The organism is Variovorax sp. OV329 (assembly GCF_900114785.1).
GTDB lineage: Bacteria > Pseudomonadota > Gammaproteobacteria > Burkholderiales > Burkholderiaceae_C > Variovorax.
The window spans coordinates 143,282-164,238 of sequence record NZ_FOUG01000014.1; the positions used below are offsets into that span (position 1 = coordinate 143,282).

Annotated in this window: 20 protein-coding genes; 12 read left to right on the forward strand and 8 right to left on the reverse strand. The window is 69.8% G+C overall.

Annotated features, from left to right (window positions below):
* Positions 1-28: 28 nt before the first annotated feature.
* The 6 genes from BM345_RS21530 to BM345_RS21555 form a co-directional block, all read right to left on the reverse strand.
* A complete protein-coding gene (locus BM345_RS21530) occupies positions 29-1,387 on the reverse strand; it encodes a glycosyltransferase family 87 protein (protein WP_093383428.1) in 1,359 nt (452 codons plus the stop codon).
* Entirely contained in the window at positions 1,384-2,484 is a 1,101-nt protein-coding gene (locus BM345_RS21535; protein WP_093383430.1) for a glycosyltransferase family 2 protein, read from the reverse strand. The genes BM345_RS21530 and BM345_RS21535 overlap by 4 nt, the downstream gene beginning before the upstream one ends.
* Positions 2,481-2,888 (reverse strand): GtrA family protein, encoded by a 408-nt coding sequence (locus BM345_RS21540; protein ID WP_093383432.1) that lies wholly within the window; start codon positions 2,886-2,888, stop codon positions 2,481-2,483. Before BM345_RS21540 ends, BM345_RS21535 begins: the two co-directional genes overlap by 4 nt.
* A 49-nt stretch (positions 2,889-2,937) precedes the next feature.
* Positions 2,938-4,062, reverse strand: coding sequence for an acyltransferase family protein (locus BM345_RS21545; protein WP_175545106.1), 1,125 nt, complete (start codon positions 4,060-4,062; stop codon positions 2,938-2,940).
* Between the two features lie 19 nt (positions 4,063-4,081).
* Complete coding sequence (locus tag BM345_RS21550; protein ID WP_139237580.1) at positions 4,082-5,647, reverse strand: YncE family protein; 1,566 nt, start codon at positions 5,645-5,647, stop codon at positions 4,082-4,084.
* Positions 5,648-5,985: 338 nt separating this feature from the next.
* Positions 5,986-6,939 carry an alpha/beta hydrolase gene (locus tag BM345_RS21555; RefSeq protein ID WP_093383440.1) on the reverse strand — a complete coding sequence of 318 codons (954 nt, stop codon included), beginning with the start codon at positions 6,937-6,939 and terminating at the stop codon, positions 5,986-5,988.
* A gap of 145 nt (positions 6,940-7,084) precedes the next feature.
* On the opposite strand from BM345_RS21555, the gene BM345_RS21560 reads away from it, so the two are divergent.
* From BM345_RS21560 to BM345_RS21595, 8 genes are all read left to right on the forward strand, one after another.
* The gene (locus BM345_RS21560) at positions 7,085-7,558 is read left to right on the forward strand and encodes a DUF4149 domain-containing protein (RefSeq protein WP_093383442.1); all 474 of its coding nucleotides are present in this window, start codon (positions 7,085-7,087) and stop codon (positions 7,556-7,558) included.
* Positions 7,555-8,856, forward strand: a complete 1,302-nt coding sequence (locus BM345_RS21565; RefSeq protein ID WP_254789883.1) for an RNA polymerase sigma factor — start codon at positions 7,555-7,557, stop codon at positions 8,854-8,856. Before BM345_RS21560 ends, BM345_RS21565 begins: the two co-directional genes overlap by 4 nt.
* A 66-nt stretch (positions 8,857-8,922) precedes the next feature.
* Entirely contained in the window at positions 8,923-9,870 is a 948-nt protein-coding gene (locus BM345_RS21570; protein WP_093383445.1) for a DedA family protein/thiosulfate sulfurtransferase GlpE, read from the forward strand.
* A gap of 144 nt (positions 9,871-10,014) precedes the next feature.
* Positions 10,015-11,640, forward strand: coding sequence for an acyl-CoA carboxylase subunit beta (locus tag BM345_RS21575; RefSeq protein WP_093383447.1), 1,626 nt, complete (start codon positions 10,015-10,017; stop codon positions 11,638-11,640).
* The gene (locus BM345_RS21580) at positions 11,637-13,601 is read left to right on the forward strand and encodes an acetyl/propionyl/methylcrotonyl-CoA carboxylase subunit alpha (RefSeq protein ID WP_093383450.1); all 1,965 of its coding nucleotides are present in this window, start codon (positions 11,637-11,639) and stop codon (positions 13,599-13,601) included. The genes BM345_RS21575 and BM345_RS21580 overlap by 4 nt, the downstream gene beginning before the upstream one ends.
* A 28-nt stretch (positions 13,602-13,629) precedes the next feature.
* On the forward strand, positions 13,630-14,526 hold the full coding sequence (locus BM345_RS21585; protein WP_093383452.1) for an SDR family oxidoreductase: 897 nt from the start codon (positions 13,630-13,632) through the stop codon (positions 14,524-14,526).
* Positions 14,527-14,539: 13 nt separating this feature from the next.
* The gene (locus tag BM345_RS21590; RefSeq protein WP_093383455.1) at positions 14,540-15,697 is read left to right on the forward strand and encodes an acyl-CoA dehydrogenase family protein; all 1,158 of its coding nucleotides are present in this window, start codon (positions 14,540-14,542) and stop codon (positions 15,695-15,697) included.
* A 6-nt stretch (positions 15,698-15,703) separates the two neighbouring features.
* On the forward strand, positions 15,704-16,870 hold the full coding sequence (locus BM345_RS21595; protein WP_093383458.1) for an acyl-CoA dehydrogenase family protein: 1,167 nt from the start codon (positions 15,704-15,706) through the stop codon (positions 16,868-16,870).
* An 18-nt stretch (positions 16,871-16,888) separates the two neighbouring features.
* Here BM345_RS21595 and BM345_RS21600 read toward each other — a convergent pair whose 3' ends face one another.
* Positions 16,889-17,488, reverse strand: a complete 600-nt coding sequence (locus BM345_RS21600) for a DUF4124 domain-containing protein (RefSeq protein ID WP_093383460.1) — start codon at positions 17,486-17,488, stop codon at positions 16,889-16,891.
* An 83-nt stretch (positions 17,489-17,571) separates the two neighbouring features.
* On the opposite strand from BM345_RS21600, the gene BM345_RS21605 reads away from it, so the two are divergent.
* Positions 17,572-18,783 (forward strand): MFS transporter, encoded by a 1,212-nt coding sequence (locus BM345_RS21605; RefSeq protein WP_093383463.1) that lies wholly within the window; start codon positions 17,572-17,574, stop codon positions 18,781-18,783.
* On the opposite strand, the gene BM345_RS21610 is transcribed toward BM345_RS21605, so the two are convergent.
* Entirely contained in the window at positions 18,773-19,204 is a 432-nt protein-coding gene (locus tag BM345_RS21610) for an SRPBCC family protein (protein ID WP_093383465.1), read from the reverse strand. The genes BM345_RS21605 and BM345_RS21610 overlap by 11 nt on opposite strands.
* A 185-nt stretch (positions 19,205-19,389) precedes the next feature.
* Here BM345_RS21610 and BM345_RS21615 point away from each other — a divergent pair, with 185 nt between their 5' ends.
* From BM345_RS21615 to BM345_RS21625, 3 genes are all read left to right on the forward strand, one after another.
* On the forward strand, positions 19,390-19,968 hold the full coding sequence (locus BM345_RS21615) for a DJ-1/PfpI family protein (RefSeq protein WP_093383468.1): 579 nt from the start codon (positions 19,390-19,392) through the stop codon (positions 19,966-19,968).
* Between the two features lie 61 nt (positions 19,969-20,029).
* A complete protein-coding gene (locus BM345_RS21620) occupies positions 20,030-20,413 on the forward strand; it encodes a ribbon-helix-helix domain-containing protein (RefSeq protein ID WP_093383470.1) in 384 nt (127 codons plus the stop codon).
* Between the two features lie 111 nt (positions 20,414-20,524).
* Positions 20,525-20,761, forward strand: coding sequence for a DUF3820 family protein (locus tag BM345_RS21625; protein ID WP_093383473.1), 237 nt, complete (start codon positions 20,525-20,527; stop codon positions 20,759-20,761).
* Positions 20,762-20,957: the final 196 nt, after the last annotated feature.

Below are 20,957 nucleotides of genomic sequence, written 5' to 3' on the forward strand. Positions count from 1 at the left end.
CGCGGCCTGGCGCGCCCGGCCCTTACGCCTAGCCAGCGCCGAGCACGGCGCTGCCGCGTCCATCACGTCCGGCCGATGAAGCCAGGCGTGCACCGACCTCGCGCAGGTTGATCGCCAGCCAGCCCATCCACGACAGCGCAGCGAACAGCAGCAGCGAAGCGGCGGTAGCGGCGTAGACCTCCGCAACGGCGGTCGAAGTCCAGCGGATGGTGATCACCGCCATCGAGCCCAGCACCAGAGCGGTCCAGGCCAGCCAGCTGGCCGATGCCAGGCCCGTGGCATGGAGCGTGCGCAGGAAGGCCGCGACGGGAATCAGCAGCCAGATGTAGTAGTGCGACCAGGACACCGGGCTGGTCACGCAGGCCAGCAGCATGACCAGCATGAATTGCGCATCGCCAGGATGCAGCGCCGCGCCGGAAGCCGGCGTGGCCTCGGCCCGGCGTGTGCGCCAGAGCACCAGCACCACCGCGCCGTAGAGCAGCGCCACCAGCGCGCCCGACAGCCTGGCGCCCCAGGCGGAGAGCGGCACGACGTCCCACTGGAAGAGCCCCTGCGCCCCCACCTGCAGCCGCAGCACGAAAGCCTGGATGGACTGCACGTTGAAGGCCGGCATCGGGTCGTTCGCGTAAGGCCGCACGCAATGCTCGTACCAGCGCAGGTGCATGTCCCAGCCGAAGATGGCCAGCGAGGCCAGCGAAGCAACGGCGCACACCGCGAAGCCACCGAACGCGATGCGCCAGCGGCCGCGCAGCAGGTAATACACGCCAAAGAGCAGGAAAGGCAGCTTGATCAGCGCGATCGCACCCAGCAGCAGGCCACAGCGGAAGTCCTGGCCGCGCCGCGCCATCACCATCGCTGCCACCAGCGGCCACAGCAGGAAGTGCGAGATGTTGCCTTCCTTGATGCTGTAGGCCAGCGGGCCCGAGGCGGCAAACAGGAAGAGCAGCACCCAGGCGGCTCGGCGGTCGAGTTCGAAGGCGCTCACCAGCGACTTCCAGGCGCCCAGGGTGAACAACAGGCCGGTCAGCGCAAAGGCGATCATGGCCGGATGGAGCGGCAGCAGCGCGAAGGGCCAGAAGAGGTAGGCCACGATGGGCAGGTTGACGAAGCCGTTGATCCCGCGCTCCAGCATGGGTGCCAGGGCGCCAGGCGATTCGCGCACCGCCAGGCCCGCACCCAGGTAGGCGTCGCGGAAGTCCTCGAACAGGCCGCCCGGATCGGAGATGGCGAACAGGCCCAGGGCCATGGCGCCCGCCAGGCCCAGGCCCAGCAGCGGGGAGATGCCGGCGTCCTTCCCGCCTGTCGCGGCACGCCCGCGCATCAGCAGCAGCAGGCCTGCGAGCAGGCCGGCCAGGTGCAGCGCGTGGGCGAGCAAGGGGTCGATCATCGTGCGCGCTCGTTCAAGGCGCTCGTCGCCCTCGCGTCGACGGTCTGCCGTTCCCCGGGCCTGCGGCCCAGGTGCTCGAGGAGATCGGGCGCGAGATCTTCGTCGGCGCTCTCGGCCGGCCACACGTCCTTGAGCAGGTACAGCGGCCGGCCCTTGGTCTCGTCGAACATGCGGCCCACGTACTCGCCCAGGATGCCGATAGTCACCAATTGGATGCCGCCAAGGAACAGCACGACGGCCATCAGCGATGGATAGCCGCGCACCGGGTCACCGTGGAGCAGCGTCTTGCCCACGATCCACACCAGGAAGAAGAAGGCCACGGCAGCCGTCATGAAGCCGACGTAGGTGGCCACCTTCAAGGGCCCCGTGGTGAAGGAAGTGATGCCTTCCAGCGCGAAATTCCACAGCTTCCAGTAGTTGAACTTGGTGGTGCCGGCCACGCGCGACTCGCGGTGGTAGCGCACCGCACATTGCCGGTAGCCCACCCAGGCGAACAGGCCCTTCATGAAGCGGTGCTGTTCGCGGCAGCTCTTGAGCGCATCCACCACGCGCCGGCTCATCAGGCGGAAGTCGCCCGTGTCTTCCGGAAGGTTGACGCGGGTGAGCTTGCGCATCACGCGGTAGAACAGGAAGGCGGTCATCTTCTTGAGCGCCGTCTCGCCGTCGCGCACGATGCGCTGGCCGTACACCACGTCGTAGCCGGCCTCCCACTTGGCGATGAATTCCTTGATGATCTCGGGCGGGTCCTGCAGGTCCACGTCGATCACCACCACCGCGTCGCCGGACGCATGGTCCAGGCCGGCCGACAGGGCGATCTCCTTGCCGAAGTTGCGGCTCAGCCCCAGCACCGCGATGCGCGGGTCGGACTCGCGCAGGGCGTGCAGCGCCTGCAGCGTGCCGTCCGTGCTGCCGTCGTCGACGAAGACGATCTCCGCCGGGTAGTCGATCTCGGCAAGCAGCCGGCTCATGCGCTCGTGGAAGTGCCCCACCACCTCTTCTTCGTTGAAGACCGGCACCACCACCGAGATCAGCGGCGGCCTGCGTCCCTGGCCGGTGCCCAGCAGGGCCGAGTGCTCGATGTCCACGTGGCCGTTCATCGCTTGCTCCCAAATGTCCAGCGGGCGTTGAGCACGAAGCCCACCACCAGCACCAGGGCCGTGGCCAGCAACTGCGCCACCAGGTAGTGAAGGCCCAGCGTCACCGTGAGCAGGTACATGGCCGCCGCGTTGATGGCCAGGCCGACGCCTGCCACTGCCATGAAGCGCGGAAAGGCGTGGCCATGGCCGGGCCGGCTGTCGAAGACCCAGAAGTAGTTGATCGTATAGTTGACCAGCGCGCCCACGACGGAGCCGGCCACCGAGGCCATCCACCCGGTCGCGCCCAGGCCGGACACCAGCGCCACCAGCAGGGCGTAGTGCGCCGCCGTGCCGACAGCGCCGGCACCGGCAAAGCGCATGAACAGGGCCGCAAGGCCCCGGCCATCCTGTCGTGGGGTGTTCATGGAACCGCTGGAAGTGGATGGCATGGCTGGGCGCACGGGAGTCGGTGCCTCACTTGAATCGGACCTTGAGCTTGAGGAACTGGCTTTCCAGAAGGTGCCAGCTGCCCATCACGAACACCAGCAGCATCGCCACCGCGACGGCCACCGAAGCCAGCATCTGCTCCACGCCGCTGCCCCCGCGCAACGAGCGCGCCCAGTCGGAATGGAAGATGATCACCCACAGGATCGGGTGCCACACGTAGAGCCCGTAGCTGTACTTGCCGAACCAGCGCAGCACTCCGTGCTCGAAGACGTGGCGCAGCGGCGTGGCCAGTGCCAGCACGATGGTGGACACGCCCAGCAGTGCAACCGCCGACAGGCCCACCGTCTCCATCGGCAGCGAATGCGGCGTGACGTCGCGCGTGTACCAGAGGATGAGCACCAGCAACGGCCCCGCCACCGCGATGGCCGCCAGCGCGGGTCGCACCAGGCGCCGCACGTCGACCGGATCGGGCCCGCGGATGGCCAGGGCCAGCAGCGCACCCATGGCCAGCGAATCCATGCGCATCGGACTCAGCACGTAGCTCGCGGCCGAGTTGTCGCCGCTGGCCAGCGCCAGCGCGATGCGCATGGCCGGTGCCACCAGGCACATGCAGAAGGCCACCTTCATCGCGGTGCCGCGGCTGAGGCTGAACACCACGAAGGGCCAGACCAGGTAGAACTGCTCCTCGATCGCCAGCGACCAGAAGTGGTCCATCAGGCCGAAGGCACCGAAGCCCTGGACGGCGATGACGAAGTTGCTCAGGTACACCCACAGCCAGAGGTCGCTGGACTTGCCGTACAGCCCCAGGTGCGGCCATGCGGTGCGCAGCAGCAGCAGGAAGAGCAGCGCGCTGAAGTACAGCGGGAAGATGCGCAGCGCGCGCCGTGCGTAGAAGTTCTTGAAGAAGTGCGCATTGCGCTTGCTGTCGTACAGGATGCCGGTGATCAGGAAGCCCGACAGCACGAAGAACAGGTCCACCCCCATCCAGCCCAGGCCGGCCACCGCCTGCAGCTTGCTGCTGTAGTTGAACTCCCCGCCCACGCTGTTGCCCAGGTGGTAGAAGAGCACCAGCAGGATCGCCGTGCCGCGGATGCCGTCCAGCGCACGGATGTGCGACTGCGCATGCACCGTCACCGCGGCGGGCAGTGGCATGACCAGGGAAGCCGGGCCGCTAGTCGCCTGCACCATAGGGAACCTTGTAGAGCGCGCCGTTCGCGGACACGTAGGCCGTGCCGCTGGCGGTGTCGAGTTCGATGGTCCGCAGCCACGGGCCCAGGTAGATCCGCTTGATCACCCTGTTGCTGGCCAGGTCCTGGATTTCCAGTTGTCCCGTCACCAGGCTGGCGGTGAGCATCCAGCCGCGCGCCTGGTCGATGGCGATCACGCGCACGCCGAACACGCTGGGAATCTCGCCACGCTTGGCCAGCGTCTGCGCGTCGAAGCGCAGCACGCGCGAGCGCAGCGGCGAGGCCAGCAGCAATTCGGAGTGCGTGGGGTCGAAGGCCATGCGGTCGACCCGTTCGTCGGTCTGCACCGTGGCGGAGAACTCCTTGCGCTGCAGGTCGTAGAGCATCAGCCGGCTGGAATTGCGGAAGAAACTCAGGTAGAGCTTGCCGCCCTGCGGATGGAGGTAGAGGTTGCCCGCGTCCACGTCGCGGCGGTCCAGGATCTGGCCGCTCTGGCGATCGAGCACGATGAAAGGAGACCCGCTGCGGTCGTCGGCCTCCGAGGCCACGACCAGGGTGCCGCTGACCGGGTCTGCCGCGATCCACGGATCGCCCGGCGAGAGGTCGCGCAGGGGCACCTCCCGGCGCAGCGCCAGCGTGGCGGCGTCGAAGTATTGCAGCGCGCGCGTCCGGGTGTTGAATACGTAGAGCTCGCCCGCCTTGGGGTCGAAAGCCACGCCCTGGGCGCCGCCGGTCGACACGGTGGATACCAGGGGCGGCTGGCCGGGCGCCTGCGTGTCGATGCGTTGCAGGTGCTCCAGCCCGTGCCCCGTCACATACAGATGGCGCCCGTCTGGATCGAGCGCCAGTCCGTTGATGTCTTCCCGCATCAGGATGCCCACCTTCGAGGGCATGCGCAGTTCCCGCTCCACCGAGATGATGCCGGGGCCACCAACGAACACGGCCATCACGAGGCCCGTGATGACCAGCCCAGGCAGATCGGCGAAACGGCCCCCCACGGACGCCGGTGGCGCATGGGCCGGGTCGATGCGGCGCCGCGAGGCGGCCACCCAGGCCACGTAGCGACGGAAGAAGAAGACCTCGGCCAGGCCCACGCCGAACAGCATCAGCCTCGACCAGGCCTTGCGGGCCTGCTGCGCGGGCGACACCGGCAGCAGGTTGAGCGCGAGGCAGGCCAGCGGCAAGCTCGCCTTCCACAGGCTGGTGCCGGTGAGGGCGAAGAGCGCGCCGGTAATCAGGGCCCCGAAGGCGACGGTCAGCGCGTAGGCCCGCCAGGCCGAAAAACGGGACGCCGACCAGCGGCTCACCGCCCACAGCATCAGCACCGCCAGCGCCAGCACGCCGACGCGCGCCACGGGCGTGCTCAGCAGGGCGATGGCGAAATAGGTCACCCGCTCGATGCCGAGATATTCCTCCACCAGGTCCAGCAACGGCCGGCGCAGCAGGAACAGCAGCACCAGCAGCAATGGAATGCGCAAGAACGCCCACGCGCCGGCCCACGCAAAGCCCGGTCGCGCACCCGGCGCATGCGGCTGCAAGCTAGCCGACATGGGCCACCACCGTCGAAGAAGACTGGCTCAGGCGCATCGCAACAAAATGGGAGGAAGGTGTTGAAAGGTAAGAAATTCAGCTTACGCGATGCAGTATATCGAGACGCAAAAAAACGAAAAACCCTACGCAGCGCCTAGGCTGACCGGACTAGTTGACAGTCGATTTCGTTTACATATTTGCGCAAATCTCGTTGCCAACGGGCAACGCACACTGCAGCAAAAAGCGTTTGCACACTTCGTGGCCGAAGCTGGTGGCAGCACGGAATGTCGGCCCGGCCCGCGCGGGCCAGCCTCGCGAAGCAGTCCGGCCTATCGAAAAAGTGGGGGACGCCCGGCGCTCAGAGCGCCTTGCGAAGTTCGAGGGCGCACAGGCTGACGGCCACGTTCGCCTCGTCCAGCACGCGGCCCATCAGGATGAAGCCGTGGATCATCCGCTCGAAGTTGACCAGCGTGGTGCGGCTGCCCGATTCGGTCATGCGCTGCGCCAGTTGCAGGCCTTCGTCGCGCAGCGGGTCGTAGCCGGCCGTCAGTACCAGCGCCGGCGGCAGGCCTGCCAGGCTCTTGTGCAGCAGCGGCGAGGCGCGCCAGTCCATGTCCTGCTCGGTGCCGGCGCCCATGTAGTGGTCGTGGAAGTAGCCGATGGTGTCGCGGGTGAGCACGTAGCCGTCGCCGTTGCTGCTGTGCGAGGCGGCGCAGCGGCGCATGTCGGTGGCCGGGTAGATGAGCAGCTGGAAGCGGAGCGGATGCGGCAGGCCCTCGGGCCCACCATCGCGCTCGTGCAGCGCCACCACGGCCGCGAGGTTGCCGCCGGCGCTGTCGCCACCGACCGCCATGCGCGCGGCGTCCAGGCCGAGAGCTTCGGCCTCGCGCGCGATCCAGCGCGTGGCGGCGACGCAGTCGTCCACCGCGGCCGGAAAGACATGTTCCGGCGCCAGCCGGTAGCCCACCGACACCACGGCGCAGCCCGCTTCGTTGGCCAGTTGGCGGCACAGGGTGTCGTGGGTGTCCAGATCGCCGATCACCCAGCCGCCGCCGTGGTAGTACACCAGCACCGGCAGCAATCCCTTTTGCTCGCCGCGTGCCACCGGCGAATACAGGCGCAGGGGGATGGCGCCTGCGGGGCCTTGCGCATTCAGCGCCTCGATGCGTGCGACGGATGGCGGCTCGGGCTGCGTGAAGCTGCGGCGATCCAGGTAGGCACGACGCGCTTCCTCGGGCGCCAGCGTGTGCGTCGGCGCAACGCCGCGCGTGGCCAGCAGGTCGATGAAGGCGCGGGCCTGGGGATGCAGCATGTCGGGTCTCCTGTCGTTCGGCGAGAGTTCGTTCGAAGGGCGCGATAAGCGCACGGGTGCGCGCCAAGCTTACTTGACATGGCACGCACGGCGCCGATGATCGCCGCCTCGCTGCTTTTGCCGCGCTCTCGTCAACCGATCCGTCATGCCTGTCCACGCCTTCACCACGCCCCTCCTGCTCTGCCTTCACCTGCTGGCCGCCGCGCTGTGGGTGGGCGGCATGGCCACCTTTCACTTCGCGGTGCGGCCCGCCGCCGTCGAGACGCTGGAACCACCGCAGCGGCTGCGCATGCTGTGCCAGGCATTGGGTCGCTTCTTCCGCTGGGTGGCCGCGGCCATCGTGCTGCTGCTGGCCACGGGTTTCAGCATGGTGCAGATGGCCGGCGGCATGGGCGCGATGCGCTGGCATGTGCACGCCATGCTGGGCATCGCGTTGCTGATGATGGTGATCTTCGGCGTGGTGTACCGGCGCCGCTACCCGCAACTGCAGGAGAAGGTTGCTGCCAGCGACTGGAAGGCCGCCGCGGCGGCACTGGCGGGCATTCGCCAGCTGGTGTTCATCAACCTGCTGCTGGGCGTGGCGGTGTTCGTCATCGCGGTGGTGGGGCGCGCCTGGTGAGCGGAGGCGCCAACGACAAGGCAGAAGAAGCGGCGCGCCGCGCGATCGCCGGCGTGTGGCCGATCGAGTCGGCCCGCATCACCGCGGTGGTGGCGCGCATGGTGCGCGACGTGGGCGTGGCCGAGGAACTGGCGCAGGACGCCCTGGTGTCCGCCCTGCAGCAATGGCCGCACGAGGGCCTGCCGGACAACCCCGCGGCCTGGCTCACCGCCGCGGCCAAGCACCGCGCGCTCGACTGGCTGCGGCGCAGCCAGATGATGGAACGCAAGCACGAGGAGATCGCCCACACCATCGAGGCCCTGGGCGGCGAGCCGCTGGCGCCGGCGCCCGACGAAGGCGCGGACGAGGACATCGAGGACGACCTGCTGCGCCTGATCTTCACCGCCTGCCACCCGGTGCTGGCGCGCGAGGCGCGCGTGGCCCTGGCCCTGCGCGTGCTGTGCGGCCTGGCCACGGACGAGATCGCCCGCGCCTTCCTGGTCCCCGAGCCCACGATTGCGCAGCGCATCGTGCGCGCCAAGCGCAGCCTGCGGGACGCGAAGGTGCCCTTCGAGGTGCCGCGCGCCGAGGCGCTGGCGCCGCGCCTGGCTTCGGTGCTGGAAGTGGTCTACCTGGTCTTCAACGAGGGCTACTCGGCCACCGCCGGCGAGCACTGGATGCGCACCGACCTTTGCGCGCAGGCGCTGCGCCTGGGCCGCGTGCTGGCCGAACTCGTGCCGCAGGCGCCCGAGGTGCATGGCCTGGTGGCGCTGATGGAAATCCAGGCCTCGCGCTCGGCCGCACGCACCGACCGGCAGGGCGCGCCGATTCTGCTGATGGACCAGGACCGCTCGCGCTGGGACCAGTTGCTGATACGCCGCGGCCTGGCTGCCCTCGAGCGCGCCGATGGCCTGGGCGGTGCGCGGGGCCCCTATGCGCTGCAGGCCGCCATCGCCGCCTGCCATGCGCGCGCGCTGCGGGCGGGCGACACCGACTGGGCACGCATCGCTTCCCTGTATGCCGCTCTGGCGGTCGTGGAGCCCTCGCCGGTGGTCGACCTGAACCGCGCCGTCGCGGTGTCGCGCGCCGAAGGCGCCGCGGCCGCCCTGCCGCTGGTGGACGCGCTGGTGGCGGAAGGCGCGCTGAAGAGCTACCACCTGTTGCCTGCAGTGCGCGGCGACCTGCTGCAAAGCCTGGGCCGGCTGGACGAGGCGCGCCTGGCATTCGAGCAGGCGGCCGCCTTGACGCGAAACGAACGCGAGCGCGCACTGCTGCGGGCGCGGGCCCAAGCCTGCATCGGCCCGCAGGGTGAAGGCTGAATCCGCCTTCAGACTTATCTCCAGACCTCGCGGGGCCTTACACGATCACGGAGAATCCACGTCGAGATGCAGCAACTCCTTGATCTGGCGATGCGCCATGGCGTGACGGTGGTCTTCCTGGCCACGCTGGCGGCACGCCTGGGCGCGCCGGTGCCGGCATCGGCGGTGCTGGTGGTGGCCGGCGGCCTGATCGCGGCGGGCCAGCTGTCGCTGCCGGCGGTGCTGGCGGTGGGGGTGCTGGCCAATGTGCTGGGCGACGGCGCCTGGTACTACGCGGGCCGGCGCTTCGGCTATCGGGTGATGCGCCTGCTGTGCAAGGTGTCGATGTCGCCCGACTCCTGCGTGCGCCGCAGCGAGACGCTGATCACCGACTGGGGCGGCACCTCGCTGCTGGCCGCGAAGTTCGTGCCGGGGGTGTCGGTGGTGGCGCCGCCGATGGCGGGGGCCTTGAAGATGCCATTGGCGCGCTTCACCGCCTTTGACGCGCTGGCGGGGTTGATCTGGACCGGCGTGTTCGTGGGCCTGGGCTGGGTGTTCTCTCAGCAGATCCAGGAAGTGCTGGACGCGATGGCCAATGCGGGCAGCGTGGGCGTTGCGCTGCTGGTGGTGCTGATCCTGATCGGCATCGGCACCCGCTGGTGGCGCCGCCGCGCGGCGCTGCGTGACCTGAACGTGGAGCGCATCGGCGTGCACGAGTTGCGCGAGTTGCTGGACAGCGAGGGCGCGCCGGTGGTGATCGACGTGCGCTCCGAGGCGGCCGCGGCCATCGACCCGCGCCGCATTCCAGGCGCGGTGCTGATCCATCCGAACGGCATCGAGCACCAGATCGCCCAGTTGCCGCGCGACCGCGAGATCGTGCTCTATTGCGATTGCCCGAACGAGGTGTCGGCGGCGAAGGCGGCTGCCGTGCTGTCGCGCCATGGCTTCGTGCGCGTGCGGCCCTTGCGCGGGGGCTTGCAGGCATGGGTGGAGTCGGAGACGGCTGGCGCTGTTCCGGCTGCTGCGGTGCCCTGACCCTTCGGTTTCCAGGCGCTCTGGGCTCTGCGTGCTTTGAGGGCGTTCCGTGTGCGGGGTGCTTTGTGTTCGGGTAGCCAGTTGTCGCAAGCCCTCACACCGCCCCCCGCATAGAGTGCAGAACAGCGACAGCCCCAGCGCGCCATGCCCGCCCTCTTCGAATCCCGCCTGAACACCCACACCAGCGAGTCCTACCAGGCCCAGCGCGCGCACATGCGGGCCCTGCTCGAACAGGTTCGCACGCACGAGGCACGTGCCGTCAGCGCATCGCAGGCTTCGGCGGAACGCTTTGCAAAGAGAGGCCAACTGCTGCCGCGCGAACGGCTTGCGCTGCTGCTGGACCCCGGCGCCCCGTACATCCCGCTGTGCACCCTCGCCGGCCTGGGCCGCGACAACCCCGACCTGGACAAGAGCGTGCCTGGCAGCGGCGTGATTGCCGGCATCGGCTTCGTCTCGGGCATCCGCTGCATGGTCGTCGCCTCCGACTCGGGTATTGATGCCGGCGCACTGCAACCCATGGGGCTGGACAAGCAGCTTCGCATGCAGGAGATCGCGCTGGAGAACAAGCTGCCCTTCGTGCAGCTGGTGGAAAGCGCCGGCGCCAACCTCATGGCCTACCGCGTAGAGGAATTCGTGCGCGGCGGACAGATCTTCCGCAACCTCGCGCGGCTCTCGGCCGCAGGCCTGCCGGTGGTCACCGTCACCCACGGCTCCTCCACCGCGGGCGGCGCCTACCAGACGGGCCTGTCGGATTACATCGTCATGGTGCGCGGGCGCTCGCGAGCCTTCCTGGCCGGGCCGCCGCTGCTGAAGGCCGCCACGGGCGAGACGGCCACCGAGGAAGAGCTGGGCGGCGCCCTGATGCACACCCACGTGTCGGGCCTGGGCGACTACCTGGCCGAGGACGACCGCGACGCCATCCGCATCGCGAGAGACATCCTCGACAGCATCGACTGGGAGCGCCGCGGCGATGAGGCCACGCGGCCGTTCGAGCCGCCCCGGCACCCGGCCGAGGAGTTGCTGGGCATCATGCCCACCGACGCCAAGCGGCCGGTGGACATGCGCGAAGTCATCGCGCGCATCGCCGACAACTCCGACTTCCTGCCCTTCAGCGAGAACTACGGCAGCGCCACCGTGTGCGGCCACATCCGGCTCGAAGGCCATGCGCTGGGCGTGATCACCAACAACGGCCCCATCGACTCCGACGGTGCGGTGAAGGCCACGCACTTCATCCAGGCCTGCTGCCAGAGCCGCACGCCCCTCTTGTACCTGCAGAACATCACCGGCTACATGGTGGGCGTGGCGCACGAGGAGGCCGGCATCATCAAGCACGGCGCGAAGATGATCCAGGCCGTGAGCAACGCCACGGTGCCGCAGATCACCCTGCATTGTGGCGCCTCCTACGGCGCGGGCAACTACGGCATGTGCGGGCGCGGCTTCGCGCCGCGCTTCGCGCTTTCGTGGCCCAACGCGCGCACGGCGGTGATGGGCGGCGAGCAGGCCGCGAAGACCATGGCCATCGTCATGGAGGCCGGCATGGCCCGCAAGGGCGGCACGGCCGATCCGCAGAAGCTGGCAGCCCTGCAGCAGCAGATCATCGAGCGCTTCGACCGGCAAATGAGCGTGTTCGCCACCAGCGCCCTGCTGCTGGACGACGGCGTGATCGATCCGCGCGACACGCGCGCCGTGCTGGCCGAGCTCTTCGCCATCTGCCGCAGCAGCGAGCGGCGCGCGCCACAGGCCATGCAGTTCTCGGTGGCGCGGCCATGAACAGGACGCCCTTCACGACGCTGCTCGTCGCCAACCGCGGCGAGATCGCGATGCGCGTCCTGCGCAGCGCCCGCGCCGCAGGGCTGCGCACCGTGGCCGTGTACTCCGACGCCGATGCCCAGTCGCCCCATGTCGCAAAGGCGGACCTCGCGGTGTGCATCGGCCCGGCCGCGCCGGCGCACAGCTACCTGAACATCGATGCCATCCTCGCGGCGGCCCGGGCCAGCGGGGCCGATGCGGTGCATCCGGGCTACGGCTTCCTGGCCGAGAACGCCGGCTTCGCGCAGCGCTGCCGCGATGCGGGACTGGTCTTCGTCGGCCCCTCGCCGGACAGCATCCGCGCCATGGGCGACAAGGCGGCCGCCAAGCGGCTGATGCAGGCCGCGGGCGTGCCCTGCATTCCGGGCTACCAGGGCGAGGACCAGGACGCGGCCACGCTGCTGTGCGAGGCGCAGGCCATCGGCTGGCCGGTGATGATCAAGGCGACTGCCGGCGGCGGCGGGCGCGGCATGCGGCTGGTGGAAAGCGCGGAACAGTTCCCTGCTCTGCTGCAGAGCGCGCAGTCCGAGGCGCTGCACGCCTTCGGCGATGCCACCGTGATCCTGGAGCGCGCCATCCGCGCGCCGCGCCACATCGAGATCCAGGTGATGGCCGACCGCCACGGCAATGCGATCCACCTGGGCGAGCGCGACTGCTCGGTGCAGCGGCGGCACCAGAAGATCATCGAGGAAGCGCCCTCGCCCGCCGTCTCGCCCGCCTTGCGCGAACGCATGGGCCAGGCCGCGCTGGCGGCGGTGCGGGCCATCGGCTACGAAGGCGCCGGCACGCTGGAATTCCTGCTGGATGCGAGCGGCGAGTTCTGGTTCATGGAGATGAACACGCGCCTGCAGGTGGAGCACCCGGTGACCGAGGCACTGACCGGTCTGGACCTGGTGGCGCTGCAGTTGCGGGTCGCCGCGGGCGAGCCGCTGGGGCTGGTGCAGGAGGGCGTCCGCTTCGAAGGCCACGCGATCGAGGTGCGCCTGTGCGCCGAGAACCCGTCGCAGGACTTCCTGCCCCAGAGCGGCACCCTCGCGCTGTGGCAACCGGCCGAGCCACCACTGCTGCGGGTGGAGCATGCGCTGCGCTCGGGCTGCGAGGTGCCGCCGCACTACGACTCGATGATCGCCAAGCTGATCGCCCATGGCCGCGACCGCGAGGAGGCGCGGCAGAAGCTGCTCGCCGGCCTCGCCGAAACGGTGGCGCTGGGCGTGGCGACCAACCAGCACTTCCTCGAGCGCTGCCTGGCCCACTCCGTCTTCGCGGCAGGCGAGGCGAACACTGGCTTCATCGCTGCGCATCAAGGCGAACTGCTCGCGCCGCAACCGCAGGTCCAGGCCGATGCCGCCACGCTGGCCGCCGCGCTGCTGCAGGCCGGCACCGAGGCGGCGCCTTCGTCACTGGCGCACACGCTGGTGGCGCCGCTGCGCTTCGAGCTCGACGGGCAGGCGCACCACGCGCAGGTCCAGCGGCAGCCGGACGGTCGCCATGCCGTCGCGCTGGACGGCGCCGCGCCGGTCCTCATCGGGCTGCAGCACCTGGGCCAGGGCCGCCTGCGCATGCTGCGCGAGGGCGTGCACGCCAACGTGCATGTCGCGCGCAGCCAGGCCCGCCTGCTGATGCACCTGGACGGCCGCGCCCACGAGGTGATCGACACCTCCCTGGCTCCGCCCACAGGCAGCGCCGGCGCAGGCGGCGGCGACGGCCTGCTGCGCGCCGCCATGAGCGGCCGAATCACGGCCCTGCTGGCCAGCGAGGGCGACACGGTCGCGGCCGGGCAACCCCTGCTGACGCTGGAGGCCATGAAGATGGAACATCTGCACTGCGCGCCGCGGGCCGGCCGCCTGTCGGCGCTGCATGTGGCGGTGGGCGAGCAGGTCGCCATGCGCCAGCTGGTGGCCGAGGTGGCCACGCCGCCATGAAGGCGCGCAAGCAACGAGGAATGCCGTCATGAACTACCGCTCCGTCTTCGCCCCCGGCCTGTTCGCCGGGCAGGTCCACATCGTCACCGGGGGCGGCTCGGGCATCGGACGCTGCTGCGCGCACGAACTGGCCTCGCTGGGCGCGCACGTGGTGCTGGTGGGCCGCAAGGCCGAGAAGCTGCAGGCGGTGCAGGCCGAGATCGACCAGGACGGCGGCCGCGCCAGCCACGCGGTGTGCGACATCCGCAGCGAAGAGGCGGTGCGCGCCACGGTGGCCGGCGTGCTGGCCGCGCAGGGCCGCATCGACGGCCTGGTGAACAACGCGGGCGGCCAGTACATCGCGCCGCTGTCGGGCATCTCGGCCAAGGGCTGGGGCGCGGTGCTGGACACCAACCTCACCGGCGGCTTCCTGATGGCGCGCGAATGCTTCAACCAGGCCATGCAGGGCACTGGCGGCGCCATCGTCAACATCGTCGCCGACATGTGGGGCTCCATGCCCAACATGGGCCACAGCGGCGCGGCGCGCGCGGGCATGGTGAGCTTCACCGAGACGGCCGCGCTGGAGTGGGCCGCGCACGGCGTGCGGGTGAACGCGGTGGCGCCGGGCTACATCGCCTCCAGCGGCATGGACCACTACCCGCCCGAGGCCGGCGAAATGCTGCGCGCCATGCCGCGCACGGTGCCCGCCGGCCGCTTCGGCACCGAGGCCGAGACCTCGGCGGCGGTGGTCTTCCTGCTCGGCCCCGCGGCCGCCTTCATCAGCGGCGAGGTGCTGCGGGTGGATGGCGCACGGCCGCAGGTGCGCATGGGCTGGCCCATGGCCACGCCCGACGCGCAGGTGCGCCAGCGCGCGTCGGTGCGGCCCTTCGACGGCTTCCATCGCGCGGTGGTGCCGCGCATCTTCTCGAACGACGACAAGAACTGACGAAGGACCCGCCATGCACTACACGCACGAGCACCTCGAGATCCAGAAGACGATGCGCCGCTTCATCGACGAGGAGATCAACCCGCACGTGGACGAATGGGAAGAGGCGCAGATGTTCCCCGCCCACCAGGTGTTCAGGAAGCTCGGGGGGCTGGGCCTGCTGGGCCTGAACAAGCCCGAGGAATACGGCGGGGCGGGCCTGGACTATTCCTACGCCATGGCGCTGGCCGAGGCCCTGGGCCACGTGAGCTGCGGCGGCGTGCCCATGGCCGTGGGCGTGCAGACTGACATGTGCACGCCGGCGCTGGCACGCTTCGGCAGCGACGAACTGCGCCGCGAGTTCCTGGTGCCGGCCATTGCCGGCGAGACGGTGGGCTGCATCGGCGTGAGCGAGCCCGGCGCCGGCAGCGACGTCGCGGGCCTCAAGAGCTTTGCGAAGAAGGACGGCGACGACTACCTCATCACCGGCCAGAAGATGTGGATCACCAACAGCCTGCAGGCCGACTGGATGTGCATGCTGGTCAACACCAGCGACGGGCCGGCGCACCGCAACAAGTCGCTGGTCATCGTGCCCATGGATTCGCCCGGCATCGAGAAGGCCAAGAAGATCCGAAAGATCGGCATGCATTCCAGCGACACCGGCCTGATCTACTTCGACAAGGTGCGCGTGCCGCAGCGCAACCGCATCGGCGAGGAAGGGCAGGGCTTCGTCTACCAGATGCAGCAGTTCCAGGAAGAGCGGCTGTGGTGCGCTGCCAGCTCGCTGGAGCCGCTGGACCAGTGCATCGCCGAGACCATCGAGTGGGCGCAGCAGCGCAAGATGTTCGGCGCCACGCTGGCGGACCAGCAGTGGGTGCAGTTCAAGCTGGCCGAGCTCAAGACCGAGGTGGAGGCGCTGCGCGCCCTCACCTACCGCGCCTGCGACCTGCATGTGCAGGGCGAGGACGTGACGCAGCTGGCCTCCATGGCCAAGCTCAAGACCGGGCGGCTTACGCGCGAGGTGGCCGACACCTGCCTGCAGTTCTGGGGCGGCATGGGCTTCACCTGGGAGAACCGCGTGTCGCGCCTGTTCCGCGATGGGCGGCTGGGCTCCATCGGCGGCGGCGCGGACGAGGTGATGCTGGGCATCCTGGCCAAGACCATGGGCATCGCCAAGCGCCCGCCGCGCTGACACGCCATGGACGAAGAGTTGCGCGCCACCCGCGAGGCGCTGGCCGATGCGATCACGCGCTTTGCCAAGAGCGAGATCGCGCCCCATGCCACCGCGTGGGACGAGGCCGGCGAGTTTCCGTGCGAGCTGTACCGGCGCGCCGGCGCGCTGGGCTTCCTGGGCATCGGCTATCCGGAGTCGCTGGGCGGCACGCCTGCCTCTTTGGCATTGAAGCTGCCGGTGTGGGTGGCGCTGGCGCGCCACGGTGCGAGCGGCGGCGTGCTGGCCAGCCTGTTCTCGCACAACATCGGCCTGCCGCCGGTCATCGCGCACGGCACGCCCGAGATCCAGCAGGAGGTGGTGCCGCCGGTGCTGCGCGGCGAGAAGATCGCGGCCCTGGCCATCACCGAGCCGGGCGGCGGCTCCGACGTGGCGCAACTGCGCACCACCGCGCGGCGCGAGGGCGATCACTTCGTCGTCGACGGCGAGAAGACCTTCATCACCTCGGGCATGCGCGCCGACTGGTTCACGGTGGCGGTGCGCACCGATACCGCATCGAAGGGCGCGGGCGGCATCTCGATGCTGCTGGTGCCGGGCGACACGCCGGGCATCCGCCGCACGCGGCTGTCGAAGATGGGCTGGCACTGCTCCGACACCGCACAGCTTCACTTCGACGGGGCGCGGGTGCCGGCGCCCTATCTGCTGGGCGGCGAGGGCGGGGGCTTCCGCATCATCATGGGCAACTTCAACGGCGAGCGCTTCGGCCTGGCCGCCGCGGCGCTGGGCTTCTCGCAGGCCTGCCTGGACGAGGCTCTGGCCTGGGCGCGGCAGCGCAAGACCTTCGGCGCCGCGCTCATCGAGCACCAGGCGCTGCGCCACAAGCTGGTTGACATGCAGATGCGCATTTCCTCCACCGAAGCCTGGCTGGAGACCGTGGCCGCGCAGGGCGACGCGCTCGCGGCCCAGGGCCGCGCCGATGCGCCGGAGTGGGTGGCGCAGGTCTGCCTCTTGAAGAACCACGCCACGCAGACGATGCAGTTCTGCGCCGATGCCGCGGTGCAGGTCCTGGGCGGCATGGGCTACATGCGCGGCACCGTCAGCGAGCGCATCTACCGCGAGGTGAAGGTGATGATGATCGGCGGCGGCGCCGAGGAGATCATGAAGGAGCTGGCGGCCAAGCAGCTGGGCTGGTAGCGGCGAGACGCCGCCCGCTCAGCGGCACACGACCGTGGTGCCCACCGGCGAGCAGGTCTTGCCGTCGATGCTCTGGTAGCGCTGCAGCTTGCCGGTGTTCTGGTTGTAGTTGTTGCCCAGGCGGTCGGTGCAGCCGGTGGCCGGGTCGCACTTGCGGATGGGCGGTCGCTGGTCGCGCGGCGGTGGCGGGCGCACGCCGCCCGCGTACGGATAGGGATAGGCCGGCGGGTAGTAGCCATCGGCGGCCACCTGCGGGTCATTGCCCAGGTCGCCGTCCCAGCGCTGCGCGTCGCTGCGCTCCTGCGGCTGGCCGCCGCGGCCGTCGATGATCACGGCACCGCTGGGTGCCGCAGGCTGCTGCACGGCGGGCGGGCGCTGGCCTGCCGTGTCGCGCGCGTTGCGCGCGGCACGGTCCTCGCCCTGCGGGTCTGGCAGCACGCTGATGGGTGCCTGCGTGGACACGCGCCGCTGGGGCTTGGTGCCGGCCGGGCAGCTGCCGTCGGTGTAGCTCACCTTGCCCGCGGAATCCTCGCAGCGCAGCACTTCCGCACCGGCGCTGGCGGCCAGCGCGGCAAGGATGGCGGGAAAGAGGAAAAGCGGCGGGCGCATCTTCTGCATTTTGCAACGCGAGCGCGTGTTAGCGCGCGCTCCCGGGCTAGATTCGGAAGACCCCTACAGCCTCTACAGCTTCCCGCCTTCGCATGCAGCTTCTCCGCCCGTCCGCCGTCATCGTCGCCATGGGCGTCAACCAGATCCTGGCCTTCGCCTCCTCCTACTACCTGGCAGCCGTGCTGGCCGCACCCATGGCCCACGACCTGGGCGTGGCGACCTCGACGATCTACGCGGCCTTCTCGGTGGCCCTGCTGGTGTCGGCCCTGGCGGGCCCGCACATCGGCCGTGCCTTCGACCGCTTCGGCGGCCGGCCGGTGCTGATGGCCACCAGCGTGCTGTTCGCGCTGGCGCTGGTGCTTGTCGCCACCGCGCAGGGTGCCGCCTGGATGTTCGCCGGCTGGGCGCTGCTGGGCCTGGCCATGTGCAGCGGTTTGTACGAAGGCGCCTTCGCCACGCTGGTGCGCATGTACGGCGAGGGCGCACGCAACCCCATCACCGGCGTCACCCTCTTCGGCGGCTTCGCCAGCACCGTGGGCTGGCCGCTCAGTGCCTGGATGGCGGCGCACTTCGGCTGGCGCGGTGCCTGCGTGGGCTGGGCGCTGCTGCACCTGGTGGTGGCGCTGCCGCTGTATGCGCTGCTGCCGCGCGCGGCCGCGGCGCCTGCGCACGGCGACGTACCCGATGCGGGCGCCGACGACGCGGGAACGAGGAAGGCCTCGACCCTGCGCGCCTCGCTGCTGCTGGCGCTGGTTTTCGCCGTGGCCTGGTTCAACAGCACCGCGATGGCATCGCACCTGCCTGCGCTTCTGGTGATCGCCGGGGCCTCGGCCGCGGCGGCGGTCGCCATCGCGTCGCTGGTGGGACCAGCGCAGGTAGGCGGCCGCATCCTGGAATTCGGCCTGCTGAGGCGGCTGCACCCGCTGCTCTCCACGCGGGTGGCGACGCTGTCGCATCCGGCCGGCGCCGCGCTGCTGGCCTTTGCCGGGGCGCCGGCGGCCGCGGCCTTCGTGGTGCTTCACGGCGCGGGCAACGGCATCCTCACCATCGCCAAGGGCACGCTGCCGCTGGCGATTTTCGGCGCCGCCGGCTATGGCGAGCGGCAGGGGCTGCTGATGATGCCGGCCCGCGTGGCGCAGGCCGCGGCGCCGTGGTTGTTCGGGCTGGCCATCGAGCGCTGGGGGCTGGGCGCGCTGTGGCTGTCCAGCGCGCTCGCGCTGCTGGCCTTCGCGGCGCTCATGCTGCTGCGCGCCCCGGTGCGGCCTTTTCGCACCCGCCTAGGTGGCGAAGGCGTCAGGGATTGAGCGCAGCGCCGGAGCGTTCTGCCGCACGCTTGAGCCCCGCCAGGGTCCGAGGCAAGCCCTTGCGGATCTGCCCACCGATGACGCGCCCGAACAAGGGCGCCAGCAAGCCGAGGAACGAGACCCGGTGCATGACGGTCGTTCCGCGGCTTGTCGCAGACAGCTCATGCTCGAAGCGCATGACGCACAGCGGAAGCCGGCTTTCCACGGTGAAGGACTTGTCGGCCACCACCTCCGTGAAGGTGATCTTCGATTCCGGGCCCTTGGCCGGCTTCAGTCTTCCGGTCGCCCCCGAAGCAAAGCGCCCTGCAATGGCGGACGAGCGCACGTCGGGGTCCCACGACGCCCACGCCGCAACATCGGCGTAGAGCGCAAAGACGGTTTTCGGGGACGCTTGAACTTCGATGCTTTCTTCGAATTGCATGATTCCTCCCTGGTCGGACCCTCGATTATTCGAATGACCTGCGGTGATGGCATTCCCGGGCTTCCCTGGAAATTTCCGCACGATTCCATCGTCACAGCCGGTTGCTACCACCCATCGGGCATCCCTCCCAACAATGGCCAGGCGGTCGAATCCGCCCCGTTGTGCCGTTGAACAAGGAGACTCCCATGCCCCGCAAGATCCTCATGCTGTGCGGCGACTACGCCGAAGACTACGAAACCATGGTGCCCTTCCAGGCCCTGCAGGCCGTGGGCCACACCGTGCATGCGGTGGCGCCGGACAAGAAGGCCGGCGACTGGATCTACACGGCGGTACATGACTTCGAGGGCGCCCAGACCTACAGCGAGAAGCCCGGCCACCGCTTCACGCTCAATGCCAGCTTCGCCGAGGTGAAGCCCGAGAGCTACGACGCGCTGGTCATTCCCGGCGGCCGCGCGCCCGAGTACCTGCGAATGCATGCCCGCGCCGTGGAGATCACGCAGCACTTCCTGGCGGCCGACAAGCCGGTGGCCGCGGTGTGCCACGGCGCGCAGCTGCTGGCCGCCACCGGCCTCATCAAGGGCCGCAAGGTATCGGCCTACCCGGCCTGCCAGGTCGAGGTGGAACTGGCCGGTGCCGAGTACATGGGCATCGCGGTCGACCAGGCGGTGACCGACCGCAACCTGGTCACCGCGCCCGCCTGGCCGGCGCACCCGGCCTGGATCGGCCAGTTCCTGAAGGTGCTGGGCACGCGCATCGAGGGCTGAGGGCCCGGGGGAAAAGGTTTGCGCGCTACAGTGCGCGCAAGTCCCCCCAAGGAGCGCCGCCATGTGCGAAGTCTTCATCAGTGCCGACCCGCAGAGCTACGAGAGCCGCACCCGCTCGGTGCGGCTGCACGGCGTGGTGACCAGCATCCGCCTGGAGAACCTGTTCTGGCAAGTGCTGGAGGAGATCGCCCGGCGCGACGACATGGGCGTGGTGCAGCTCATCGAGAGGCTGTACGACGAGCTGGTGGCGGCGCGCGGCGAGGTGCCGGGCAACTTCTCCTCCTTCCTGCGGGTATGTGCGCTGCGCTACGAGGCCTTGCTGGCCCAGGGCCGCATCCCCGGCGACACCCGGGTGGCCATCGGCTCGCTGGACGCTCAGGCGGTGCTGCGCGCCCTGCCGCCCGGCTGGGGCCGCCCCCTGCACGACGCCGCCGCGCCCGCCTGAGCGCCGGGGGCTTCCGGCCCCGCCGGCCACGGGCTTGCCCCGCCCGCCTATGATGGCGGGCAGAGATCGCCTTTTCCCTCCCCTTTCGCGCACCCCAATCCCCCTGGTCGAATGAAGCCGGAAGACCTCGAACGTCTGGTCAGCCTGGAGATGCCTTTTGGCAAGCACAAGGGCTGCCTGATCGCCGACCTGCCTGGCAACTACCTCACCTGGTTCGCGCGCGAGGGATTTCCCAAGGGCGAGATCGGCCGGCTCCTGCAGCTGATGCACGAGATCGACCACAACGGACTCAAGCCCCTGCTGGCACCCCTGCGCGACAAGGCGCGTGGCCGCCACGCCGGAACCTGAACCTCTTTCTGGATCAACTTGGAGACCACCGCATGACGACGGCAACCGCCACGCCCGCCAACGACAAGACCGCGACCGCCAGCTACCCGGACACGCGCCTTCTGATCAACAACGAATGGTGCGACGCGGCCAGCGGCAAGACGCTGGACGTGTACAACCCCGCCACCGGCAAGGTGATCGGCAAGGTCGCCCATGC

Bases quoted from the DNA above. Each gene is read 5' to 3' on its own strand.
- BM345_RS21530 (WP_093383428.1), bottom strand. From the start codon at position 1,387: ATGATCGACCCCTTGCTCGCCCACGCGCTGCACCTGGCCGGCCTGCTC.
- BM345_RS21535 (WP_093383430.1), bottom strand. From the start codon at position 2,484: ATGAACGGCCACGTGGACATCGAGCACTCGGCCCTGCTGGGCACCGGC.
- BM345_RS21540 (WP_093383432.1), bottom strand. From the start codon at position 2,888: ATGAACACCCCACGACAGGATGGCCGGGGCCTTGCGGCCCTGTTCATG.
- BM345_RS21545 (WP_175545106.1), bottom strand. From the start codon at position 4,062: ATGCCACTGCCCGCCGCGGTGACGGTGCATGCGCAGTCGCACATCCGT.
- BM345_RS21550 (WP_139237580.1), bottom strand. From the start codon at position 5,647: ATGTCGGCTAGCTTGCAGCCGCATGCGCCGGGTGCGCGACCGGGCTTT.
- BM345_RS21555 (WP_093383440.1), bottom strand. From the start codon at position 6,939: ATGCTGCATCCCCAGGCCCGCGCCTTCATCGACCTGCTGGCCACGCGC.
- BM345_RS21560 (WP_093383442.1), top strand. From the start codon at position 7,085: ATGCCTGTCCACGCCTTCACCACGCCCCTCCTGCTCTGCCTTCACCTG.
- BM345_RS21570 (WP_093383445.1), top strand. From the start codon at position 8,923: ATGCAGCAACTCCTTGATCTGGCGATGCGCCATGGCGTGACGGTGGTC.
- BM345_RS21575 (WP_093383447.1), top strand. From the start codon at position 10,015: ATGCCCGCCCTCTTCGAATCCCGCCTGAACACCCACACCAGCGAGTCC.
- BM345_RS21580 (WP_093383450.1), top strand. From the start codon at position 11,637: ATGAACAGGACGCCCTTCACGACGCTGCTCGTCGCCAACCGCGGCGAG.
- BM345_RS21585 (WP_093383452.1), top strand. From the start codon at position 13,630: ATGAACTACCGCTCCGTCTTCGCCCCCGGCCTGTTCGCCGGGCAGGTC.
- BM345_RS21590 (WP_093383455.1), top strand. From the start codon at position 14,540: ATGCACTACACGCACGAGCACCTCGAGATCCAGAAGACGATGCGCCGC.
- BM345_RS21595 (WP_093383458.1), top strand. From the start codon at position 15,704: ATGGACGAAGAGTTGCGCGCCACCCGCGAGGCGCTGGCCGATGCGATC.
- BM345_RS21600 (WP_093383460.1), bottom strand. From the start codon at position 17,488: ATGCAGAAGATGCGCCCGCCGCTTTTCCTCTTTCCCGCCATCCTTGCC.
- BM345_RS21605 (WP_093383463.1), top strand. From the start codon at position 17,572: ATGCAGCTTCTCCGCCCGTCCGCCGTCATCGTCGCCATGGGCGTCAAC.
- BM345_RS21610 (WP_093383465.1), bottom strand. From the start codon at position 19,204: ATGCAATTCGAAGAAAGCATCGAAGTTCAAGCGTCCCCGAAAACCGTC.
- BM345_RS21615 (WP_093383468.1), top strand. From the start codon at position 19,390: ATGCCCCGCAAGATCCTCATGCTGTGCGGCGACTACGCCGAAGACTAC.
- BM345_RS21620 (WP_093383470.1), top strand. From the start codon at position 20,030: ATGTGCGAAGTCTTCATCAGTGCCGACCCGCAGAGCTACGAGAGCCGC.
- BM345_RS21625 (WP_093383473.1), top strand. From the start codon at position 20,525: ATGAAGCCGGAAGACCTCGAACGTCTGGTCAGCCTGGAGATGCCTTTT.